This window comes from Kribbella sp. NPDC104740 (genome assembly GCF_055583505.1).
In genome coordinates, this window is record NZ_JBVJNV010000001.1 from 683,590 (window position 1) to 700,850 (window position 17,261).

Annotated in this window: 20 protein-coding genes and 1 pseudogene; 11 read left to right on the forward strand and 10 right to left on the reverse strand. The window is 70.3% G+C overall.

All coding sequences use genetic code 11. The features are described 5' to 3' along the window. Positions 1-176 precede the first annotated feature (176 nt). The 3 genes from ACZ6Z4_RS03260 to ACZ6Z4_RS03270 all read left to right on the forward strand — a co-directional run bounded on the left by ACZ6Z4_RS03260 (position 177) and on the right by ACZ6Z4_RS03270 (position 1,665). Entirely contained in the window at positions 177-653 is a 477-nt protein-coding gene (locus ACZ6Z4_RS03260) for a helix-turn-helix domain-containing protein (RefSeq protein WP_465557613.1), read from the forward strand. A 29-nt stretch (positions 654-682) separates the two neighbouring features. Then, a complete protein-coding gene (locus tag ACZ6Z4_RS03265) occupies positions 683-1,216 on the forward strand; it encodes a hypothetical protein (RefSeq protein ID WP_465557615.1) in 534 nt (177 codons plus the stop codon). A gap of 92 nt (positions 1,217-1,308) precedes the next feature. Next, positions 1,309-1,665 carry a DUF2516 family protein gene (locus tag ACZ6Z4_RS03270; RefSeq protein WP_363667225.1) on the forward strand — a complete coding sequence of 119 codons (357 nt, stop codon included), beginning with the start codon at positions 1,309-1,311 and terminating at the stop codon, positions 1,663-1,665. A gap of 114 nt (positions 1,666-1,779) precedes the next feature. Here ACZ6Z4_RS03270 and ACZ6Z4_RS03275 read toward each other — a convergent pair whose 3' ends face one another. Continuing rightward, on the reverse strand, positions 1,780-2,616 hold the full coding sequence (locus ACZ6Z4_RS03275; RefSeq protein ID WP_363667223.1) for a L,D-transpeptidase family protein: 837 nt from the start codon (positions 2,614-2,616) through the stop codon (positions 1,780-1,782). A 159-nt stretch (positions 2,617-2,775) separates the two neighbouring features. Between ACZ6Z4_RS03275 and ACZ6Z4_RS03280 the strand changes: the two genes are divergently transcribed. Further along, the gene (locus ACZ6Z4_RS03280; RefSeq protein ID WP_465557618.1) at positions 2,776-3,279 is read left to right on the forward strand and encodes a macro domain-containing protein; all 504 of its coding nucleotides are present in this window, start codon (positions 2,776-2,778) and stop codon (positions 3,277-3,279) included. A 31-nt stretch (positions 3,280-3,310) separates the two neighbouring features. Here ACZ6Z4_RS03280 and ACZ6Z4_RS03285 read toward each other — a convergent pair whose 3' ends face one another. After that, the gene (locus ACZ6Z4_RS03285; RefSeq protein WP_363667219.1) at positions 3,311-3,898 is read right to left on the reverse strand and encodes a L,D-transpeptidase; all 588 of its coding nucleotides are present in this window, start codon (positions 3,896-3,898) and stop codon (positions 3,311-3,313) included. A 135-nt stretch (positions 3,899-4,033) separates the two neighbouring features. Then, positions 4,034-5,896: a translational GTPase TypA gene (gene typA / locus ACZ6Z4_RS03290; RefSeq protein ID WP_465557621.1), complete on the reverse strand. Its 1,863-nt coding sequence runs from the start codon at positions 5,894-5,896 to the stop codon at positions 4,034-4,036. Positions 5,897-6,259: 363 nt separating this feature from the next. Here typA and ACZ6Z4_RS03295 point away from each other — a divergent pair, with 363 nt between their 5' ends. Then, on the forward strand, positions 6,260-6,898 hold the full coding sequence (locus tag ACZ6Z4_RS03295; protein WP_465557623.1) for a TetR/AcrR family transcriptional regulator: 639 nt from the start codon (positions 6,260-6,262) through the stop codon (positions 6,896-6,898). A 53-nt stretch (positions 6,899-6,951) separates the two neighbouring features. Here ACZ6Z4_RS03295 and ACZ6Z4_RS03300 read toward each other — a convergent pair whose 3' ends face one another. Further along, positions 6,952-7,695: an SDR family NAD(P)-dependent oxidoreductase gene (locus ACZ6Z4_RS03300; protein WP_465557625.1), complete on the reverse strand. Its 744-nt coding sequence runs from the start codon at positions 7,693-7,695 to the stop codon at positions 6,952-6,954. Between the two features lie 84 nt (positions 7,696-7,779). Between ACZ6Z4_RS03300 and mshA the strand changes: the two genes are divergently transcribed. The 3 genes from mshA to ACZ6Z4_RS03315 are packed head-to-tail and all read left to right on the forward strand — an operon-like array spanning position 7,780 to position 10,342. Beyond that, positions 7,780-9,072, forward strand: coding sequence for a D-inositol-3-phosphate glycosyltransferase (gene mshA / locus ACZ6Z4_RS03305; RefSeq protein ID WP_465557627.1), 1,293 nt, complete (start codon positions 7,780-7,782; stop codon positions 9,070-9,072). 25 nt (positions 9,073-9,097) lie between these two features. Then, complete coding sequence (locus tag ACZ6Z4_RS03310) at positions 9,098-9,586, forward strand: type III secretion system chaperone family protein (protein ID WP_465557629.1); 489 nt, start codon at positions 9,098-9,100, stop codon at positions 9,584-9,586. Between the two features lie 9 nt (positions 9,587-9,595). Continuing rightward, on the forward strand, positions 9,596-10,342 hold the full coding sequence (locus ACZ6Z4_RS03315; protein ID WP_363667206.1) for a phosphoglyceromutase: 747 nt from the start codon (positions 9,596-9,598) through the stop codon (positions 10,340-10,342). Positions 10,343-10,540: 198 nt separating this feature from the next. On the opposite strand, the pseudogene ACZ6Z4_RS03320 reads toward ACZ6Z4_RS03315, so the two are convergent. From ACZ6Z4_RS03320 to ACZ6Z4_RS03340, 5 genes and pseudogenes are all read right to left on the reverse strand, one after another. Then, positions 10,541-11,275, reverse strand: a pseudogene (locus ACZ6Z4_RS03320) (SDR family oxidoreductase); the annotation flags it as partial. Between the two features lie 11 nt (positions 11,276-11,286). Continuing rightward, positions 11,287-11,769, reverse strand: a complete 483-nt coding sequence (locus ACZ6Z4_RS03325) for an acyl-CoA-like ligand-binding transcription factor (protein WP_465557631.1) — start codon at positions 11,767-11,769, stop codon at positions 11,287-11,289. Positions 11,770-11,794: 25 nt separating this feature from the next. Next, positions 11,795-12,328 carry an AAA family ATPase gene (locus tag ACZ6Z4_RS03330; protein ID WP_465557633.1) on the reverse strand — a complete coding sequence of 178 codons (534 nt, stop codon included), beginning with the start codon at positions 12,326-12,328 and terminating at the stop codon, positions 11,795-11,797. Positions 12,329-12,345: 17 nt separating this feature from the next. Next, positions 12,346-13,440 carry a serine hydrolase domain-containing protein gene (locus tag ACZ6Z4_RS03335; RefSeq protein ID WP_465557635.1) on the reverse strand — a complete coding sequence of 365 codons (1,095 nt, stop codon included), beginning with the start codon at positions 13,438-13,440 and terminating at the stop codon, positions 12,346-12,348. A gap of 63 nt (positions 13,441-13,503) precedes the next feature. After that, positions 13,504-13,674 carry a hypothetical protein gene (locus tag ACZ6Z4_RS03340; RefSeq protein ID WP_465557637.1) on the reverse strand — a complete coding sequence of 57 codons (171 nt, stop codon included), beginning with the start codon at positions 13,672-13,674 and terminating at the stop codon, positions 13,504-13,506. A gap of 148 nt (positions 13,675-13,822) precedes the next feature. Here ACZ6Z4_RS03340 and ACZ6Z4_RS03345 point away from each other — a divergent pair, with 148 nt between their 5' ends. After that, complete coding sequence (locus ACZ6Z4_RS03345) at positions 13,823-14,338, forward strand: hypothetical protein (protein ID WP_465557639.1); 516 nt, start codon at positions 13,823-13,825, stop codon at positions 14,336-14,338. A gap of 54 nt (positions 14,339-14,392) precedes the next feature. Here ACZ6Z4_RS03345 and phoU read toward each other — a convergent pair whose 3' ends face one another. Continuing rightward, positions 14,393-15,103 (reverse strand): phosphate signaling complex protein PhoU, encoded by a 711-nt coding sequence (gene phoU, locus ACZ6Z4_RS03350; RefSeq protein WP_465557641.1) that lies wholly within the window; start codon positions 15,101-15,103, stop codon positions 14,393-14,395. A 206-nt stretch (positions 15,104-15,309) separates the two neighbouring features. On the opposite strand from phoU, the gene ACZ6Z4_RS03355 reads away from it, so the two are divergent. Together ACZ6Z4_RS03355 and ACZ6Z4_RS03360 are read left to right on the forward strand one after the other, a co-directional pair. Beyond that, positions 15,310-16,533, forward strand: a complete 1,224-nt coding sequence (locus ACZ6Z4_RS03355) for a sensor histidine kinase (RefSeq protein ID WP_465557643.1) — start codon at positions 15,310-15,312, stop codon at positions 16,531-16,533. Next, positions 16,530-17,207 (forward strand): response regulator transcription factor, encoded by a 678-nt coding sequence (locus ACZ6Z4_RS03360; RefSeq protein WP_077017430.1) that lies wholly within the window; start codon positions 16,530-16,532, stop codon positions 17,205-17,207. The genes ACZ6Z4_RS03355 and ACZ6Z4_RS03360 overlap by 4 nt, the downstream gene beginning before the upstream one ends. Positions 17,208-17,261: the final 54 nt, after the last annotated feature.

A 17,261-nucleotide genomic window follows, 5' to 3' on the forward strand; every position in this document is an offset into this window, starting at 1 on the left:
GCCCCAACCCCCCCCCCCCCCCCCCCCCCCCCACCCAACCCCCCCCCCCCCCCCCCCCCCCCCCCCCCCCCCCCCCCCCCGCCCCCCCCCCGGGGCGGTCTCAGTTGTACACACCGTGAGCGGGCTCACCTCTCGCCTGCTTGCAATTGCAAGCACTCTGCTAGCACACTGGACGCATGGCCAGGTTGAGTGATCGTGCGGCGGACGCGATGGGATCGGTGGGGGAGTACCTCGCCGAGCAGCGGCGGCATGCGCAGCTTTCGCTACGGCAGCTGTCCGACCTGGCCGGTGTTTCCAACCCGTACCTGAGTCAGATCGAGCGTGGGCTGCGCAAGCCGTCGGCCGACGTGCTGCAGCAGCTTGCGAAAGCGTTGCGGATCTCCGCCGAGACGCTGTACGTGCGCGCCGGGATCCTCGACCCCGAGGATCGGGCCGAGGGTGGTAGCGCGACCGGTGTGGTCGACGCGATCCTGCTCGACCCGCTGCTGAACGAGCGGCAGAAGCGCGTGCTGCTCGACGTTTACGGATCCTTCGTCCGGGAGAACGCACCCGAGGACGACGGACCGGCCGCGTCCAAGCCGGCCAAGAAGACCGCGACGGCGAAGAAGCCCGCGGCCCCCAAGACCCCTGCACCAAAAAGCACTGCCAAGTAAAACGTTCTGCACCCGAGGAGAAGAGCCTGATGGCCACCCGTACCCCCGTCACGCCCCTGTACGTCATCGCCGGCGCCGGCGACCTGGCCGTGGAGAAGTTCCGCGCGGTCAGCGGCGACGTCACCGCCCGGTTCGCCAAGCTCGACCAGGACGCCCTGCAGGCGTCGCTGCGCACCGAGCTGACCAAGCGCCAGGCGGAGCTGTCCAAGCGTCTCGAGGCGCTGGCCGCCGACGCGCGGACCGTTCCGGCCAAGCTGCGTGAGCTGCCGGCCGTCGCCCAGGCCGGTCTGACCACCGTGCTCGGCCAGGCCGAGGAGACCTACGAGGACCTGGCCGTCCGTGGCGAGGAGATCGTCGGCCGGATCCGCAGCCAGAAGGCGACCGAGGACCTGACCGCGCAGGCCAAGACCACGGTCAGCAAGGCCAAGGCGACCCGGACCACCGCGCGCAAGACCGCCGACAGCGCCACCCGCAACGTCAAGGCGACCGCGACCAGCGCCCGCAAGACCGCGAAGACCGCCGCCAAGGCCGCCGGTGACGCCGCCGCCAAGGTCGGCGACTGAAAGTAGTTCCCGCGCCGCAACACGCCGACGGGTGGTCCGAATCTGCCGCTGAGCAGAGGTGGGCCACCCGTCGGCTTGTTAGGCTCTAACGCATGCTCCCACTCGCCACGTTCCCGACCCTGTTCCCGGGGTTCGGCAATCCGTTCGACGTCATCTGGTGGGTGATCCTCGGCCTCAAGCTGGTCGCGCTGCTGGACGCGGCCTTCCGGCCCCGGCAGGTGTTCGTCGCCGCGGACAAGCTGACCAAGCCCGGTTGGGTGCTGATCCTGGCGACCTTCTCGCTGTCGCAGATCTTCCAGGGCGGCTGGCTGAGCTTCTTCGGGCTGATCGGGATCGTCGCCGCCGGCGTCTACCTGGTCGACGCCCGGCCCGCGCTGCGCGCCGCCAGCGGCCGTGGCCGCGGCGGAGGCTGGGGCATCCGGCGCCGCCGGGGCCCGCGCCCGCTCTGATCCACCCCGTACGACGAACCACTCCCGTACGACGAACCGGGCCGCGCCGAATGATCGGCGCGGCCCGGCGTGCGTCCTACCGACGAGCGCGACCCGGCGTACGTCGTACTGACGTCACGACCGGTAGACGATCACCTTGTCGCCGACGTTGACCTGGTCGAACAGCCACTTGATCTTGCTCAGGTCGCGGACGTTCACGCAGCCGTGCGAGGCGCCGTTGTAGCCGCGGGCGGCGAAGTCCGACGAGTAGTGCACGGCCTGGCCGCCGCTGAAGAACATCGCGTACGGCATCGCCGAGTCGTACAGCTTGGAGACGTGGTTGCGGCTCTTCCAGCCGACCGAGAACGCACCCTCGCGGGTCGCCGTCTTCTTGGCGCCGAACCGGACGTCGAACTGCAGCTTCACCACCCCGTCGACGACGTAGCGCAGCTTGCGGCTGGTCTTGTCGATGCACAGCGCCGTCCCGGTCGCGCAGCGCTGGTCGAGCTTCTTGCCGTCGACCACGGGCGCGGGCGGGAAGAGTTCCTTCTGGGTCGGCTCGTGGGTCGCGGCCTTCAGCTGGTCCCAGGTGTTCTGGTCGACGTAGCCGAGCTCGGGAATCCCCTTGGAGGCCTGGAACTTCTTCACCGCGGTCCGGGTCATGGTGCCGAAGGAGTTGTCCAGCCAGCGCTTGTCGAGCAGCTTGAGCTGGATCAACCGCGCCTCGACCTTGCGTACGTCGGCGCTGCTGGCGCCGTTGCTCCACAGGGCCTTCGGGTAGATCGGCAGCTCGCCGCTGACCTCGAACGGCACGGTCTTCAGATCGGTGGACGCGGCCGGAGCGGCCGTCGCCTCGCTTCCGGAACCGTTCAGTCCGTAAACCACCACCCCGGTGGCGGCCGCCGCGACCAGCATCCCCGCCAGCACGTGCCGGACCGCCGACACCTTCCCTACCCAGTTCCGCGCGCGCATCGCAAACCCCTCGTCCTTCGAACTTCCCCTGTAGGTACTGGGACGTCCGCCCCCGTCGAATGGTTGGCTTCCACCAACAACTGCCGTGTCAGGGTAAGTCGCCGACCACGCGCCGTACACCTCCCGTGAGCCACTCGTGACCTGGCTCATACTCGAGGCGTGGAAATCGTTCTCAGCACCGCCGACATCACCACCGTTCCGGCCGACGCGATCGTGAACGCCGCTCACCACGCGCTCAGAGGCGGAGGGGGCGTCGACGGCGCCATCCACCGGGCGGGCGGCCCGGCGCTGCTGGCCGAGCTCGTCGAGCGCTATCCACAAGGGCTTCCGACCGGCGAGGCGGGCTGGACGACGGCGGGCGAGCTGCCGGCGTCGTACGTGATCCACGTCGTCGGGCCCAACTACACCGCGGGGCAACGCGATCCGGAGCTGCTGGTGTCCTGCTACACCAACGCGCTGCGGATCGCCGACGAGCTCGGCGTACGGCGGCTGAGCCTGCCGGCCGTGTCGGCGGGGATCTACGGGTGGCCGGCCCAGTCGGCGGCGGACATCGCCGTACGGACGTTGCGGCGGACGGCGTCGCAGGTGGAGACCGCGACGTTCTGCCTGGTCGAGCCCCGGCTCTTCAAAGCCTTCGGAAACGCAACAGCGGCCGAGGAGTGAGCTCCTCGGCCGCTGCTGGAAAGGGTGTTACTCAGGCGCTGTAGACCAGGATGCGGTCGCCGACCTTCACCCGGTTGAAGATCCAGGCGATCTTGTTCTTGTCGCGCATGTTGACGCAGCCGTGCGAGGCGCCGTTGTAGCCGCGGGCCTTGAAGTCCGACGAGTAGTGGATCGCCTGGCCGCCGCTGAAGAACATCGCGTACGGCATCGGCGACTTGTAGATCGACGAGACGTGGTTCTTGGACTTGCGCTGCAGCTTGAAGAAGCCGTTGCGGGTCGGCGTCCGGGGAGCGCCGAAGCGGGCGTCACCGGTGGCCAGCAGCTTCCCGTTGTACAGGAACGCCACCTTGCGGGTCTTCTTGTTCACGCAGATGATGCGACCGGTCATGCAGCGCTTGTCGAGGCGCAGCTTGCCGGGGACGAGCACGTTCTTCGCGGCCGGTTTGGCCGGTTTCTTCGCAGCCGGCGCCGCCGCCTGCACGGCGGCGGTCTTCGCCACCGGCGTCACGGCCGGCTTGACCGTGGCGGTGGCCCCCGCCGTACCGGTCGCGGCGAAGACGCCGACTCCCAGCATCGCGACGGCCGTCGTGGTGGCGCCGAGCTTACGCAGAATCCCCATGAATCCCTGTCCTTCCCCCAACTGAATTACCCCTGAAAGTGTGAAGCCACTGAGTAGACGACGAAGCGGTCGCTCCGGTTGGTCACGATCCGGAAAATTTCCCCCGTGGATCGCGACCAGCCGGTGAATCCTAGATCACGCCTTGCTCTTGCGTCCCAGCTTGGCGCGCTCGATCTGGGTCAGCGCGACCTTGCGCATCCGGATCGCGTCCGGGGTGACCTCGACGCACTCGTCCTCGCGGCAGAACTCCAGCGACTGCTCCAGCGACAGCTTGCGGGCCGGGACCAGCTTCTCGAACTCGTCCGCGTTCGAGCGGACGTTGGTCATCTTCTTTTCCTTGGTGATGTTGACGTCCATGTCGTCGGCGCGCGAGTTCTCGCCGATGATCATGCCCTCGTACACCTCGGTGGCCGGCTCGACGAACATCGTGCCGCGCTCCTGCAGGTTGATCATCGCGTACGACGTCGCGGCGCCGGCGCGGTCGGAGACCAGCGAGCCCGACGGGCGGGTGCGCAGCTCGCCGAACCACGGCTCGTAACCCTCGAAGACGTGATGCGCGATCCCGGTGCCGCGGGTGTCGGTGAGGAACTCGGTGCGGAAGCCGATCAGGCCCCGCGCCGGGACCAGGAACTCCATCCGCACCCAGCCGGTGCCGTGGTTGGTCATCTGCTCCATCCGGCCCTTGCGGACCGCGAGCAGCTGCGTGACCGTACCCAGGTACTCCTCGGGGCAGTCGATGGTCAGCCGCTCGACCGGCTCGTGCCGCTTGCCGTCGATCTCACGGGTGACCACCTGCGGCTTGCCGACCGTCAGCTCGTAGCCCTCGCGGCGCATCTGCTCGACCAGGATGGCCAGCGCCAGCTCACCACGGCCCTGCACCTCCCAGGCGTCCGGGCGCTCGGTGGCCAGCACCTTCAGCGACACGTTGCCGATCAGCTCACGGTCCAGCCGGTCCTTGACCAGGCGGGCGGTGACCTTGGTGCCCTTGACCCGGCCGGCCAGCGGCGAGGTGTTGGTACCGATCGTCATCGAGATGGCCGGCTCGTCGACGGTGATCAGCGGCAGCGGCTTCGGGTTGTCCGGGTCGGTCAGCGTGTCGCCGATCATGATCTCCGGGATGCCCGCGATCGCGACGATGTCGCCCGGGCCGGCGGAGTCGCCGGGGACCCGCTCGAGCGCCTCGGTGACCAGCAGCTCGGTGATCTTCACCTTCTGGATGGTGCCGTCGTGGCGGCACCAGGCGACCTGGGCGCCCTTCTTCAGCGTGCCCTCGTGCACCCGCACCAGCGCGAGCCGGCCGAGGAACGGCGAGGCGTCCAGGTTGGTCACGTGCGCCTGCAGCGGCGCGTCCTCGGTGTACGACGGGGCCGGGACGTTGTTCAGGATGGTCTCGAACAGCGGCTCGAGGTCCTCGGAGTCCGGCAGGCCGCCGTCGGCGGGCTGGGTCAGCGAGGCGCGGCCGGCCCGGGCCGAGGCGTAGACGACCGGGAAGTCCAGCGCGCTCTGGTCGGCGTCGTGGTCGAGCAGGTCCAGGAACAGCTCGTAGGTCTCGTCGACGACCTCGGAGATCCGGGCGTCCGGACGGTCGACCTTGTTCACCACCAGGATCACCGGCATGTTCCGGGCCAGCGCCTTGCGGAGCACGAACCGGGTCTGCGGCAGCGGGCCCTCGGAGGCGTCGACCAGCAGCACGATCGCGTCCACCATCGACAGGCCGCGCTCGACCTCACCACCGAAGTCGGCGTGGCCGGGGGTGTCGATGATGTTGATCGTCATCTGCTCGCCGTTGGCCATCTTGTGCCGGACGGCGGTGTTCTTGGCCAGGATCGTGATGCCCTTCTCACGTTCCAGGTCACCGGAGTCCATCGCGCGTTCGTCGACGTGCTGGTGGGCTCCGAAGGCGCCGGACTGCCACAGCATCGCGTCGACGAGGGTGGTCTTCCCGTGGTCGACGTGGGCCACGATGGCCACGTTGCGCAGGTCATTACGGAGGGGCATGCGGAAGCGCTCCAAGCAGTTGGGACTAGCAGCGGTGACTGTGAGTCAGGTGGTGGCTACGGCGTGTCCGTGGTGCTCGGGGTCGCTCGTGTTGCCACTCGACCTACTCGTTCGACGCACTGCGCAGCCATCTCATCCTACCCGGGAGGCTGCGTGCGGACGAAACCGGACGGCGTACCGGTGACGCTGCGTGCCCGAATTGCGGTTGAGCCTTTGACATTCGTTGACTGGACGTCCAGTCTATAGGGGGCGCCTGGGGAGGGGCCTCGCAGGGAAACACGGGGGGTCAAAGCCCGGGAGTGCCGAGCACAGAGGTGGGGGGTTGCTCGGACTCCGGGGCCCTGACCAGGGAAGAAGACACGGGTGCCGCGGTCGGTCGCCACCAACCAGGAGATGCGGGAACGCTCACGCGAGCGGATCCTTTCGGCTGCCCTGGAGGTCTTCGCCGAGAAGGGCTACGAGGCCGCGTCGATCTCGGACGTGACCGCGCGGGCGGGTGTTTCCCGAGGGCTGGTCGGCTACTACTTCGCGTCCAAGCGCGATCTGGCCGCGCAGCTGCTCGACCGCTGGCTGGACGGGATCGCCGGGATCCTGGAGATTCCCGGTACGCCGGACGAACGGCTGGCCGGGATGATCGACGGCGCGCTGATGGCCGCCGCGACCACGCTGCCGGTGCAGCGGCTGGCGATCTCGCTGATGATGCAGCCCACCACGCACGGGGTGTTCGCCGAGGTGGAGACCGAGAAGTCGGCCCGGATGGCGCTCGTCGAGGACGCCATCCGTGCGGTCTTCGCGGCGCGCGGTGCCGCCGATCCCGCCGTCGAGGAGATGTTGCTCAGGGCAACGTTGGAGGGCGTGACGGTGAAGCTGGCGATCTACCCGGAGACGTTCCCCCTGGAGCCGATCCGCCGCCGCTTGTACGCCGGCTACGGGCTCCCTGAACCGCAGCAACCGCTCCCGGTGCTCTCACCACCGGTCGACCGGCTGAGGGCCAAGCCCTAGCCGGCCCCGCCTTCCTTCCCCATCCGCCCGCCGAAGGCGGGCGGCGCCGTACGTCAGTTCTCCCGGAAGACCTTGTGCTGTGCGGCCTGCGCTCTCGGACGCACCGTCAGCCGGTCGATGTTCACGTGCGGCGGCCGCGACGCCACCCAGGTGACGATCTCGGCGATGTCGTCCGAGGTCAGCGGCTCGGCGACGCCGGCGTACACGGCCTCGGCCTTCGCCTCGTCGCCCTCGAAGCGGGTCAGTGCGAAGCCTTCGCTCTTCACCATCCCGGGCGCGATCTCGCAGACCCGGACCGGCTGGTCGTACAGCTCCAGGCGGAGCGTGTCGACGACCGCCTTCACCGCGTGCTTCGCGGCGACGTACCCGCCGCCGCCCTCGTACGCGACCTGACCCGCGGTCGACCCCATCACCACGATCGTCCCGCGTCCCGCGATCAGGGCCGGGAGCAACGACTTGGTGACCGCGGCGACGCCGATCACGTTCACCTCGTACATCCGCCGCCAGGCGTCCAGGTCGGCGTCGGCGACCGGCTCGAAGCCGAACGCGCCGCCCGCGTTGTTCACCAGCAGGTCGACCTCGGCGCCGGCTGCCGCGGTCAGCGCCGCGACGTCCTCGGCCGACGTCACGTCGCACTGGACCGCGCGGCCGCCGATCTCCTTGGCCAGCGCCTCGACGCGGTCGAGCCGGCGGGCCGCGCAGACCACCTCGTACCCGGCCTCCGCGAGGTGCCGCGCGGTGGCGGCCCCGATCCCACTACTGGCTCCGGTGACCACGGCAACAGGGCGACTCGTCATAGCCACAGTCTTTCAAAGTCCCCGATGCAGGCGGCACCCCGTCTCACCGAACCGTCCCGGCGACCCCGGAGTTACGCTGGCGACGTGACCGAACCCTCCGCCGACCGTCCACCTCGGCGGGTCGCGATGATCAGCCTGCACACCTCGCCGCTGGACCAGCCGGGCACGGGGGACGCGGGCGGGATGAACGTCTACGTGGTCGAGCTGTCCAAGCGCCTGGCCGGGCTCGGCATCGCCGTCGACATCTTCACCCGGGCGACCTCGTCCGCGCTGCCCGCGAAGGTGGAGCTCGCCCCCGGCGTCACCGTCCGCAACGTCGCCGCCGGCCCGTACGAGGGGCTGGCCAAGAACGAGCTGCCGGCCCAGCTGTGCACGTTCGCCCGCGCCGTCCTGCGCGCCGAGGCGATCCGCGAACCCGGCTACTACGACGTGATCCACTCCCACTACTGGCTGTCCGGCCAGGTCGGGCTGCTGGCCCGCGACCGCTGGGCGGTCCCGCTCGTGCACACCATGCACACGATGGCGAAGGTCAAGAACGCCAGCCTGGCCGAGGACGACGTCCCGGAACCGCCCGCGCGGCTGCTCGGCGAGGAGCAGGTGGTCGAGTCGGCCGACCGGCTGCTCGCCAACACCGACGACGAGGCCAAGGAACTGATCGGCCTGTACGGCGCACCGCCGGCCAAGGTCGAGGTGGTCAACCCCGGCGTCGACCTGGAGATGTTCAGCCCCGGCGACCAGGCGGCGGCCCGGCGTACGGTCGGGGTGCCGGAGGACGCGATCGTGCTGGCGTTCGTCGGGCGGATCCAGCCGCTGAAGGCGCCCGACCTGCTGATCCGGGCGGCGGCGCGGATGCTCGACCGCGATCCGTCGCTGCGCGAGCGGCTGGTGGTGGCGATCATCGGCGGCCCGTCCGGCAACGGGATGGAGCACCCGGAGTCGCATGCGGAGCTGGCGCGGCGACTCGGTGTCGACGACGTGACCCGGTTCGTGAAGCCGATGGCCCGGGCGGGGCTGGCCGAGTGGTACCGGGCCGCGTCGGTGGTCTGCGTCCCGTCGTACTCGGAGTCGTTCGGGTTGGTCGCGCTGGAGGCCCAGGCCTGCGGTACGCCGGTCGTCGCGGCCGCTGTCGGCGGGCTGACGACCGCGGTGCGTGACGGCGTCACCGGGCTGCTGCTGCCCGGGCACGCGGTCGACGACTTCGCCGACGCGCTGGCGCGGATCGGGACGGATCCGGTGGTCCGCGAGAGCATGAGCCGGGCCGCGGTCGAGCATGCCCGGGCCTTCGGCTGGGAACTGACCGCGGAGAAGACGCTGGCCGCGTACCGGACGGCCGCGCGGACGATGGCGGCGGAGCTCGCCGCGGAGGTGGCCGGATGAGCGTACGCCGTACGGGAGAGACACGATGAGGGTTTCCGCGGCGGACGTGATCCGTCAGGTGCTGACCGAGAACGAGCTCGAGTTCACCGAGACCACGCCCGGGGCGTTCGCGGCCGACCTGCCGGGCGAGCGGAAGCTGAAGACCGGCGTCTCGCTGACCGTCGGGGCGCAGGCCGTGCACGTGCACGCGTTCGTCGCGCGCCGCCCGGACGAGAACCACGAGGCCGTCTACCGCTGGCTGCTGGAGCGCAACCTCAAGATGTACGGCGTCGCGTTCGCGATCGATCACCTCGGCGACATCCACCTGGACGGCCGGGTCCCGCTGCACGCGATCACCCCGAGCGAGGTGGACCGGCTGCTCGGCGCCGTCCTGGAGTACGCCGACTCGTCGTTCAACACCATCCTGGAACTGGGCTTCGCGACGTCGATCCGGCGTGAGTACGACTGGCGGGTCGCCCGCGGCGAGTCCACCCGGAACCTGGACGCGTTCAAGGGCTGGCTGGAGCCTCGATAGCATGCGGCTATGACCTATCGCCTGATCCTGCTCCGCCACGGCCACAGCGACTGGAACGCCAAGAACCTGTTCACCGGGTGGGTCGACGTCGACCTGAACGCCCAGGGGGTGGAGGAGGCGCACCGCGGCGGTGAGCTGCTCCGCGACCGCGGCCTGCTGCCCGACGTCCTGCACACCTCGGTCCTGCGCCGCGCGATCCGGACCGCGAACATCGCGCTCGAGGTCGCCGAGCGGCAGTGGATCGACGTCCGCCGCTCCTGGCGGCTGAACGAGCGCCACTACGGCGCCCTGCAGGGCAAGGACAAGAAGCAGACCTTGGAGGAGCTCGGCGAGGAGCAGTTCATGCTGTTCCGCCGCTCCTACGACACCCCGCCGCCGCCGATCGAGCGCGGCACCGAGTACGACCAGGCCGGCGACCCGCGGTACGCGGCGCTGCCCAGTGAGTTGCTCCCGGCAACGGAGTGCCTGAAGGACGTCGTCGAGCGGATGCTCCCGTACTGGTACGACGCGATCGTGCCGGACCTGCGGGCCGGCAAGACCGTCCTGGTCACCGCCCACGGCAACTCGCTGCGCGCCCTGGTCAAGCACCTCGACCAGCTCGACGAGCAGACCGTCGTCGGCCTGAACATCCCGACCGGCGTCCCGCTGTACTACGAGCTCGACGAGGACTTCAACCCGGTCACCAAGGGCGGCGAGTACCTCGACCCGGCCGCGGCCGCGGCCGCCATCGAGGCCGTGAAGAACCAGGGCCGCTAGGCCCGCACGACGGCCCACCGGCCGGGGCACGGCGAACACTCGCTCCGATGAGCGAGCGCACCGCCCGCGCCGGTGAGTCTTGTCCGGGCCTCGGCGCGGGAGGTCTAGGCGGACAGGTCGGCCGCGTAGGCGGCGTCCTTCTGACTCCAGGTCGTCGAGGCGGGATCGCAGGGCGTCGTGGATGTGGGTGTAGGCGTCGCTGCCCAGGGTGATCCGGCGGGGTGCCGGGGTCTGGTCGGCGGCGTCGATCATCGCCTGGGTGAACTTGTCCGGGTCGCCGCGGAGCTCGAAGGTGCCGTCGGTCATGCCCTGGCGGACCTGGGCCGCGGGGCTGTCGGCGTACGCGTCGAGCGGGGTGGCGAGGGTGAGGGCGGCGCCGAACGAGGTGGCGGCCGGGCCCGGCTCGGCGATCGTGAGGTGGATGCCGAAGGGCGCGACCTCCTGGGCGACCGCCTCGACGAAGCCTTCGATGCCCCACTTGGTGGCGTGGTACGCGCTGAAACCGGGGTACGCGTACTGGCCGCCCTCGGACGCGACCTGCACGACCCGGCCGCCGCCCTGGGCGCGCAGGTGCGGGAGGACCGCGCGGATCAGCTGCATCGAGCCGATCAGGTTGGTGTCGACCTGCAGCCGGATCTGCTCGTCGGTGAGCTCCTCGGCGGCGCCGAACAGGCCGTAGCCGGCGTTGCTGACCACGACGTCGATGCGGTCGTGCCGGGCGAACGCGGCGTCGACGGTACGGCGTACGGCGGTGGGGTCGGTGACATCGAGCTCGACGACGTCCAGGCGGTCGGCGTACCGGGACTGCAGGTCGGCGAGCGCTCCCGTACGCCGGAGCGTCGCGACGACGGTGTCGCCGCGGGCCAGCAGTTTCTCGGTCATCAGGCGGCCGAAGCCGGACGACGTACCGGTGATGAACCAGGTCTTGGTCATGACGATCTCCTTCACTCGGTGAGGCGGGCGAGGCCGGCGCGGGCGTAGTCGAGGACGCGGTCGACCAGCGTGAGCAGCTGGTCGGGCTCGGATCCCTGCGCTTCGGCGGTCTCGTACAGCTCGCGCAGGCCGGTGATCACGGTGATCCCGGTCAGCCGCGGCGCGAGCGCGTCGGCCGTCAGGCCGAGATCGGCGGCGACTCCGGCCGCGATGGCTTGCTCGTACCGGTAGTACGCCGCCCGCGCGCGGCCGCGCAGGTCCTCGTCGGCGACGATCAGCTGTGAGCGCAGAGCGCGCCGCCGCCAGACCTCCGCCGAGGCGCCCGTGGCGTCCAAATCACGCATCGTCGCCGCCATCCAATCGCGCAACGCGTCGAGCGTCGGCGTACCGGCGGGCCTGGCGTCGAGCCACTCGGTCAGCGACTCGAGGCTGAACGGGTCGTCGGCGAAGAGCAGGTCCTCCTTGGCCGGGAAGTGCAGCGTGACGGTCCGCACGGCCAGGTCGGCCCCCTCATTTTTACTACAAGGGTAATTTCGCCATCAGCAGCTCGTACGTCGCCTCGACCGCGTCCGCCGTGCTCCGGACGACCACCGCGTCCGGGCGCACCTCGCTGAGCTGCAGCAGGTCGTCGTACAGAGCGTCGAGGCGGGCGCGGGACAGGTGGTGGTGGCGGATCCAGGGGTCGTCGGTCGCGCCGGCCCGGCGGGCGAACCGCTCGGCCGCCGCCTCGCGGCCGTCGAGCAGGATCACCTCGTGGAAGCTCGCCTGGTGGCGGTGCGCGAGGCTCTCCAGCGTGGCGATCTCGTCCGGCCGGGCGTGGTACTGCGGGACGACGACGTCGTGGCCGCCACCGAGGTGGGTGGCGGCCATCGCGTGGACCACGGGCCAGACGAGGTCCCAGGTGTGGTTGTCCTCGTCCGGCCAGCCGCCGATCAGGCGGTGGATGACATCGACGTCGAGGTTGAGAGTCCTGGGCGCCCGGTCGGCGTACAGGGCGGCCAGGGTGGACTTGCCGATGCCGGGCGGGCCGTTCAGGTGGATGAGTCGAGGCACCGGCCGACCCTACGGGCTCAGTAGACCTCGTTGAGGAGAGCCGCCAGGGCGGCCGGGAAGGTCTCCGCGGGGTTGGAGTCGGCGTCGCCCATGGTGATGCCGGCGGTGAGGGTGCGGGTGCCGTCGGGGGAGCTGTACATCAGGGCGCCGTAGCCGCCGGGGGCGCTGCCGTTGTGGTGGAGGACCTGGCCGCCGTGCTCGGGGCCGAGGTCTTGGACGAAGACGCCGAGGCCGTAGTCGATCGGGCCGACGCCGGTGCGCATCTCGGTGAGCAGGTCCTGGGGGATGAGCTTGCCGCTGTTGAGGGCCGTGAAGAACAGGTGCAGGTCGCGGGTGGTGGAGAGCAGGTCGCCGGCGCCGGCCAGCAGGGACAGGTTCTGACGGGTGACGTCGGCGATCTTCCAGTCGTCGCCGTCCTGGTAGCGGTAGTAGCCGTGGGCGTGCGGGCCGGGGAGGTCGGTGAGGTCGCCCGGGACGACAGTGCCGGTCAGGCCCAGTGGCTGGGAGATCTGGTTGCTGAGGGCTTCGGCGTACGACGTACTGGTGAGCTCCTCGATCAGGAGCAGGGCGACGGTGTAGTTGGTGTTGGAGTAGCTCCAGTCCGTGCCCGGCTCGAAGCGGGCCGGCTTGGCGAGGGCGCGGTGCACCAGCTCGATCGGCTGGTAGCTGAGGAAGCGGTTGTCGACCCACTCCTTGCCGCTGGCCGGGATGCCGGCGGCGAAGGTGCCGTCGGGGTAGAACTCGCCGGTGTAGTTGAAGATGCCGCTGGTGTGGTTGAGCAGCATGCGGACGGTGATCCGCTCGTCGAGGCCCAGCGCGGGCAGGTGGCTCGCGACGGCGTCGTCCAGGGAGAGCTTGCCCTGGGCCACCAGCTGCAGGATCAGGGTCGCGGTGAAGGTCTTGGTGACGCTGCCGACCCAGAACGAGCCGTCAGTGGCCGGTGCCTCGGCCGAGCCCAGCTCCCGTACGCCGGCGCTGCCGACCCACTCGCCGTGCTCGTCGTTGACCCGCAGCTGGATCCCGGCGAAGCCGGCGGCGACGAACGCCTCGATCGCCTGCTGCAGTTCGGGGCGGTTGGTGGTGGTCTCGGTGGTCAGCGGTGTGGTGTTCATGTCGAGTACTCTCGCCAGCCCCGCTGACACCGGGCGGTCGCCGTCCTGACACCGGCGCTGACATCACCCGGACAGGGCCCCCGACAGCCACGGGTTCTCCTCCTGCAGCCGCTCCAGCTGAGCTTCCACCCGTCGCTGCTCCGCCAGCAGGTCCAGCGCCCGGTCGAGCAGCTGCCGCTCCATCTGCTGAACGCTGTCCGCCGTACCCGACGGGAAGTCCTGGTAGAAGAACATCAACCCTCCCCTCACCCGGGCCGCAGGGCGACGACCCGCGACCACTCTCGGTCGCCACGGGCCGTCGTACGGACATCCCGGACGAATCCGGACAGTCCCGAGGACCGGACAGCGAGCGACCGCCCCTCTCGAATGGAAGGGTGAGCGCGTGAGCTCACGCGCTGGAGAGACCTTCGACCCCACCCGAGCCGCCGCGGAGGTGGTGGCCCTCGCGGACGCACCGGTCCCCGAGGCGGGCCCGACCACCGGCGAGGGCGACCCCGCCACCGGCGAGTGGACCGCCACCACCGGCGCCGGCTTCCGCATCGTCCCCCTCTGGGAGGGCGAGTCCCTGACCGGCCTGTACGATACCGCCTGGTCCGACGCGACCGACACCGGCGCCCAGCACCTCGCCGTACTCACCAAAACCCTGGAGACCCACTGGGGCCCGCACCGCGTGATCCAGCTCCACGGCCCCCTCCTCCGCTGGCAGATGGACCAGCCGGTCGAGCCCCTCTTCGACGCCCTCTTCCGCCAGGACCTGTACGGCGACCTGCACGTGTGGGGCCCTCTCCCCAGCAACCGCTGGCTGGCCACCACCATCGGCCACAGCGACGGCGACGCCCCACTGGTCCTGGCCGCCCTCGTCACCACCGAACCGATCACCCAGCCGGAAGGCCCATGAGAAACGGGTGGCCGCAGGCGATGCCTGCGACCACCCGGTGGTAGCTCGGAACGGTCAGTTGTTGCCGTTCGGGGACGGAGTGGAAGCCCCCGCGCCCGAGCCGGCAGCTGTGCCGCCGACGGCGACCGGGAGCTCGCCGGTGACCAGGTAGACGACGCGGCGGGCCATCGAGACCGCGTGGTCGGCGATGCGCTCGTAGTAGCGGCCGAGCAGGGCGATGTCGACGGCGACCTCGACGCCGTGCGGCCAGGAGTCGTCCATCATCAGGCGGAACTGGTTGCTGCGCAGCTTGTCCATCTCGTCGTCGGTGGACTCCAGCTTGCCGGCCGCGGTGACGTCGTGGGACTTGATCACGTCGCCGGCGGCGTCGACCATCTTGCCCGCGACGGTCGACATCTCCTGGATGGTGTCGTGCAGGTCGGCCGGGATCGCGGCCGCGGGGTAACGCAGCCGGGCGATCTTGGAGACGTGCGCGGCCAGGTCGCCCATCCGCTCCAGGTCGGCGACCATCCGCAGCGCGGCGACCAGCATCCGCAGCTCGTTGGCGACCGGCGCCTGCCGGGCCATCAGCTCGAAGACCTTCTCCTCGACGCCCTCACCGGCGGCGTCCAGCTGGATGTCGGCGGCGATGACTTCCTCGGCCTGCCGGATGTCGGCGCTCAGCAGCGCGGTGGTGGACCGCCGGACAGCGGTCGACACCGTCCTGGTCATCCGCTCGAGCTCGGCGAGGATGTCGTCGAGCTGCTCGTGGTAGGTGTCGCGCATTCTGCATCCGATCTGTGCTGTCCGGCTCGATCCGGGCCGGAAGGGGGCGCGGGCACGGTCCAGTACCCGCCCACCGTGGACCGTACGGCGTCGAGGTTGCCGATCGGCGACGAGTGGTGAACGCGTGATGAACAGTTAGGACGCGTTCCGGTCATCCGGTGCTCATTCGGTCTTTCCCGGTGGTTTCCCCGCGTAGCATCGATGACGTGGACCCCACGCTGGCTGCGGTGCTGGGCGGCGTCATCGGCGCGGCCCTGGCTCTGCTTTCGCTCGGTGCGATGGTGCTGAGTGAGCGTTCCCAGACCAAGGTCCCGGTCTCGCCGGACCCGGCGGTCCCCAGCGGCGTCGCCACCGTGCTGTCCGTACTGCGGTCCTCCGCGGTCGTGATGGGCCCCGAGGACCAGGTCCTGCAGGCCAGCGCCCCGGCGCACGTGCTCGGTATCGTCCGCGGCGAGCGGCTGGTCGTCGACGACCTGCTGACGATGGTCCGCGCGGTACGCCGTGACGGCGAGATCCGCCAGCAGGACCTCGAGATCGTCCGCGGCCGGCTCGGGGCCACCCAGTACGTGAGCGCCCGGGTCGCCCCGCTCGGCAGCCAGCTGGTGCTGGTCCTGGTCGAGGACCGGACCCGCGAGCGCCGGCTGGAGGCGATCCGGCGCGACTTCACGGTCAACGTCAGCCACGAGCTGAAGACCCCGATCGGCGCGCTGATCCTGCTCGCCGACGCCGTCTCGGAGGCCTCCGACGACCCCGAGGCCGTGCAGCGGTTCTCCGGCCGGATGCGGATCGAGGCGTCGCGGCTGAGCCGCCTGGTCAAGGAGATCATCGAGCTGTCCCGGCTGCAGGGCGACGACCCGCTGGAGAACCCGGGCCCGGTCGACATCAACGGCGTGATCGACGCCGCGGTGGACCGCTGCCGGGTGGACGCCGAGGACCGCGACATCAGCATCGTGGTGAAGACCGACCCCGACCTCGAGGTGATGGGCAGCGAGGACCAGCTGGCGATCGCGATCGGCAACCTGGTCGAGAACGCCGTCAACTACAGCCCCGACGGGACCCGGGTCGCGGTCGCCGCGCACCCGATCGGCGACCTGGTCGAGGTGACCGTGTCCGACCAGGGCGTCGGCATCCCGAGCAGCGACCTGGAACGGATCTTCGAACGCTTCTACCGGGTCGACCGGGCCCGCAGCCGGGAGACCGGCGGCACCGGGCTGGGCCTGTCGATCGTCAAGCACATCGCCTCGATCCACGGTGGCGACGTGCGGGTCTGGAGTGTCGAGGGCCAGGGTTCCACCTTCACCGTCCGGCTCCCGCTGCGGCTCGATCCCGCGACCGGGCAACCGACCGGTGCCTCCGGCCAGGAGGTCCCGGCCATCACCCTGACGCCCACCCCGTCAGGTCAGCAGAGTGCAAAGGAGACAGCTTCGTGACCCGAGTGCTGGTCGTCGAAGACGAGGAGAGCTACAGCGACGCGCTGTCGTACGTACTGCGCAAGGAGGGTTTCGAGGTCGCCGTCGCGGAGACGGGCCCGGACGCTCTGGACGAGTACGACAGGGCGGGCGCGGACATCGTCCTGCTCGACCTGATGCTGCCGGGCCTGTCCGGTACCGAGGTCTGCCGGGCGTTGCGGACCCGGGGCAACGTGCCGGTGATCATCGTCAGCGCCAAGGACACCGAGGTGGACAAGGTGGTCGGGCTCGAGCTGGGCGCCGACGACTACGTCACCAAGCCGTACAGCCCGCGGGAGCTGCTGGCCCGGATCAAGGCGGTGCTGCGCCGCGGCGCGGACGTCGAGCTGCTGCCGGACACGCTCGAGGCGGGCCCGGTCCGGATGGACGTCGAGCGGCACGTGGTGACGGTGTCCGGGACCGAGATCCGGCTGCCGCTGAAGGAGTTCGAGCTGCTCGAGATGCTGCTGCGCAACACCGGCCGGGTGCTCACCCGGGGGCAGCTGATCGACCGGATCTGGGGCGCCGACTACGTCGGGGACACCAAGACCCTGGACGTGCACGTGAAGCGGCTGCGGTCCAAGCTCGAGAAGGACCCGTCGAACCCGGCGCACCTGGTGACGGTGCGTGGGCTGGGCTACAAGTTCGAGGCCTGACACCCCACCGGCCGCCCCGCCGGTGGGTTAGCTTAGGCTGTCCTTAGTTGCTGT

Excerpts from the sequence above, each read along its gene's own strand:
- ACZ6Z4_RS03260 (WP_465557613.1), top strand. The coding sequence starts at position 177 with ATGGCCAGGTTGAGTGATCGTGCGGCGGACGCGATGGGATCGGTGGGG.
- ACZ6Z4_RS03265 (WP_465557615.1), top strand. The coding sequence starts at position 683 with ATGGCCACCCGTACCCCCGTCACGCCCCTGTACGTCATCGCCGGCGCC.
- ACZ6Z4_RS03270 (WP_363667225.1), top strand. The coding sequence starts at position 1,309 with ATGCTCCCACTCGCCACGTTCCCGACCCTGTTCCCGGGGTTCGGCAAT.
- ACZ6Z4_RS03275 (WP_363667223.1), bottom strand. The coding sequence starts at position 2,616 with ATGCGCGCGCGGAACTGGGTAGGGAAGGTGTCGGCGGTCCGGCACGTG.
- ACZ6Z4_RS03285 (WP_363667219.1), bottom strand. The coding sequence starts at position 3,898 with ATGGGGATTCTGCGTAAGCTCGGCGCCACCACGACGGCCGTCGCGATG.
- typA (WP_465557621.1), bottom strand. The coding sequence starts at position 5,896 with ATGCCCCTCCGTAATGACCTGCGCAACGTGGCCATCGTGGCCCACGTC.
- ACZ6Z4_RS03300 (WP_465557625.1), bottom strand. The coding sequence starts at position 7,695 with ATGACGAGTCGCCCTGTTGCCGTGGTCACCGGAGCCAGTAGTGGGATC.
- ACZ6Z4_RS03310 (WP_465557629.1), top strand. The coding sequence starts at position 9,098 with ATGAGGGTTTCCGCGGCGGACGTGATCCGTCAGGTGCTGACCGAGAAC.
- ACZ6Z4_RS03315 (WP_363667206.1), top strand. The coding sequence starts at position 9,596 with ATGACCTATCGCCTGATCCTGCTCCGCCACGGCCACAGCGACTGGAAC.
- ACZ6Z4_RS03335 (WP_465557635.1), bottom strand. The coding sequence starts at position 13,440 with ATGAACACCACACCGCTGACCACCGAGACCACCACCAACCGCCCCGAA.
- ACZ6Z4_RS03340 (WP_465557637.1), bottom strand. The coding sequence starts at position 13,674 with ATGTTCTTCTACCAGGACTTCCCGTCGGGTACGGCGGACAGCGTTCAG.
- phoU (WP_465557641.1), bottom strand. The coding sequence starts at position 15,103 with ATGCGCGACACCTACCACGAGCAGCTCGACGACATCCTCGCCGAGCTC.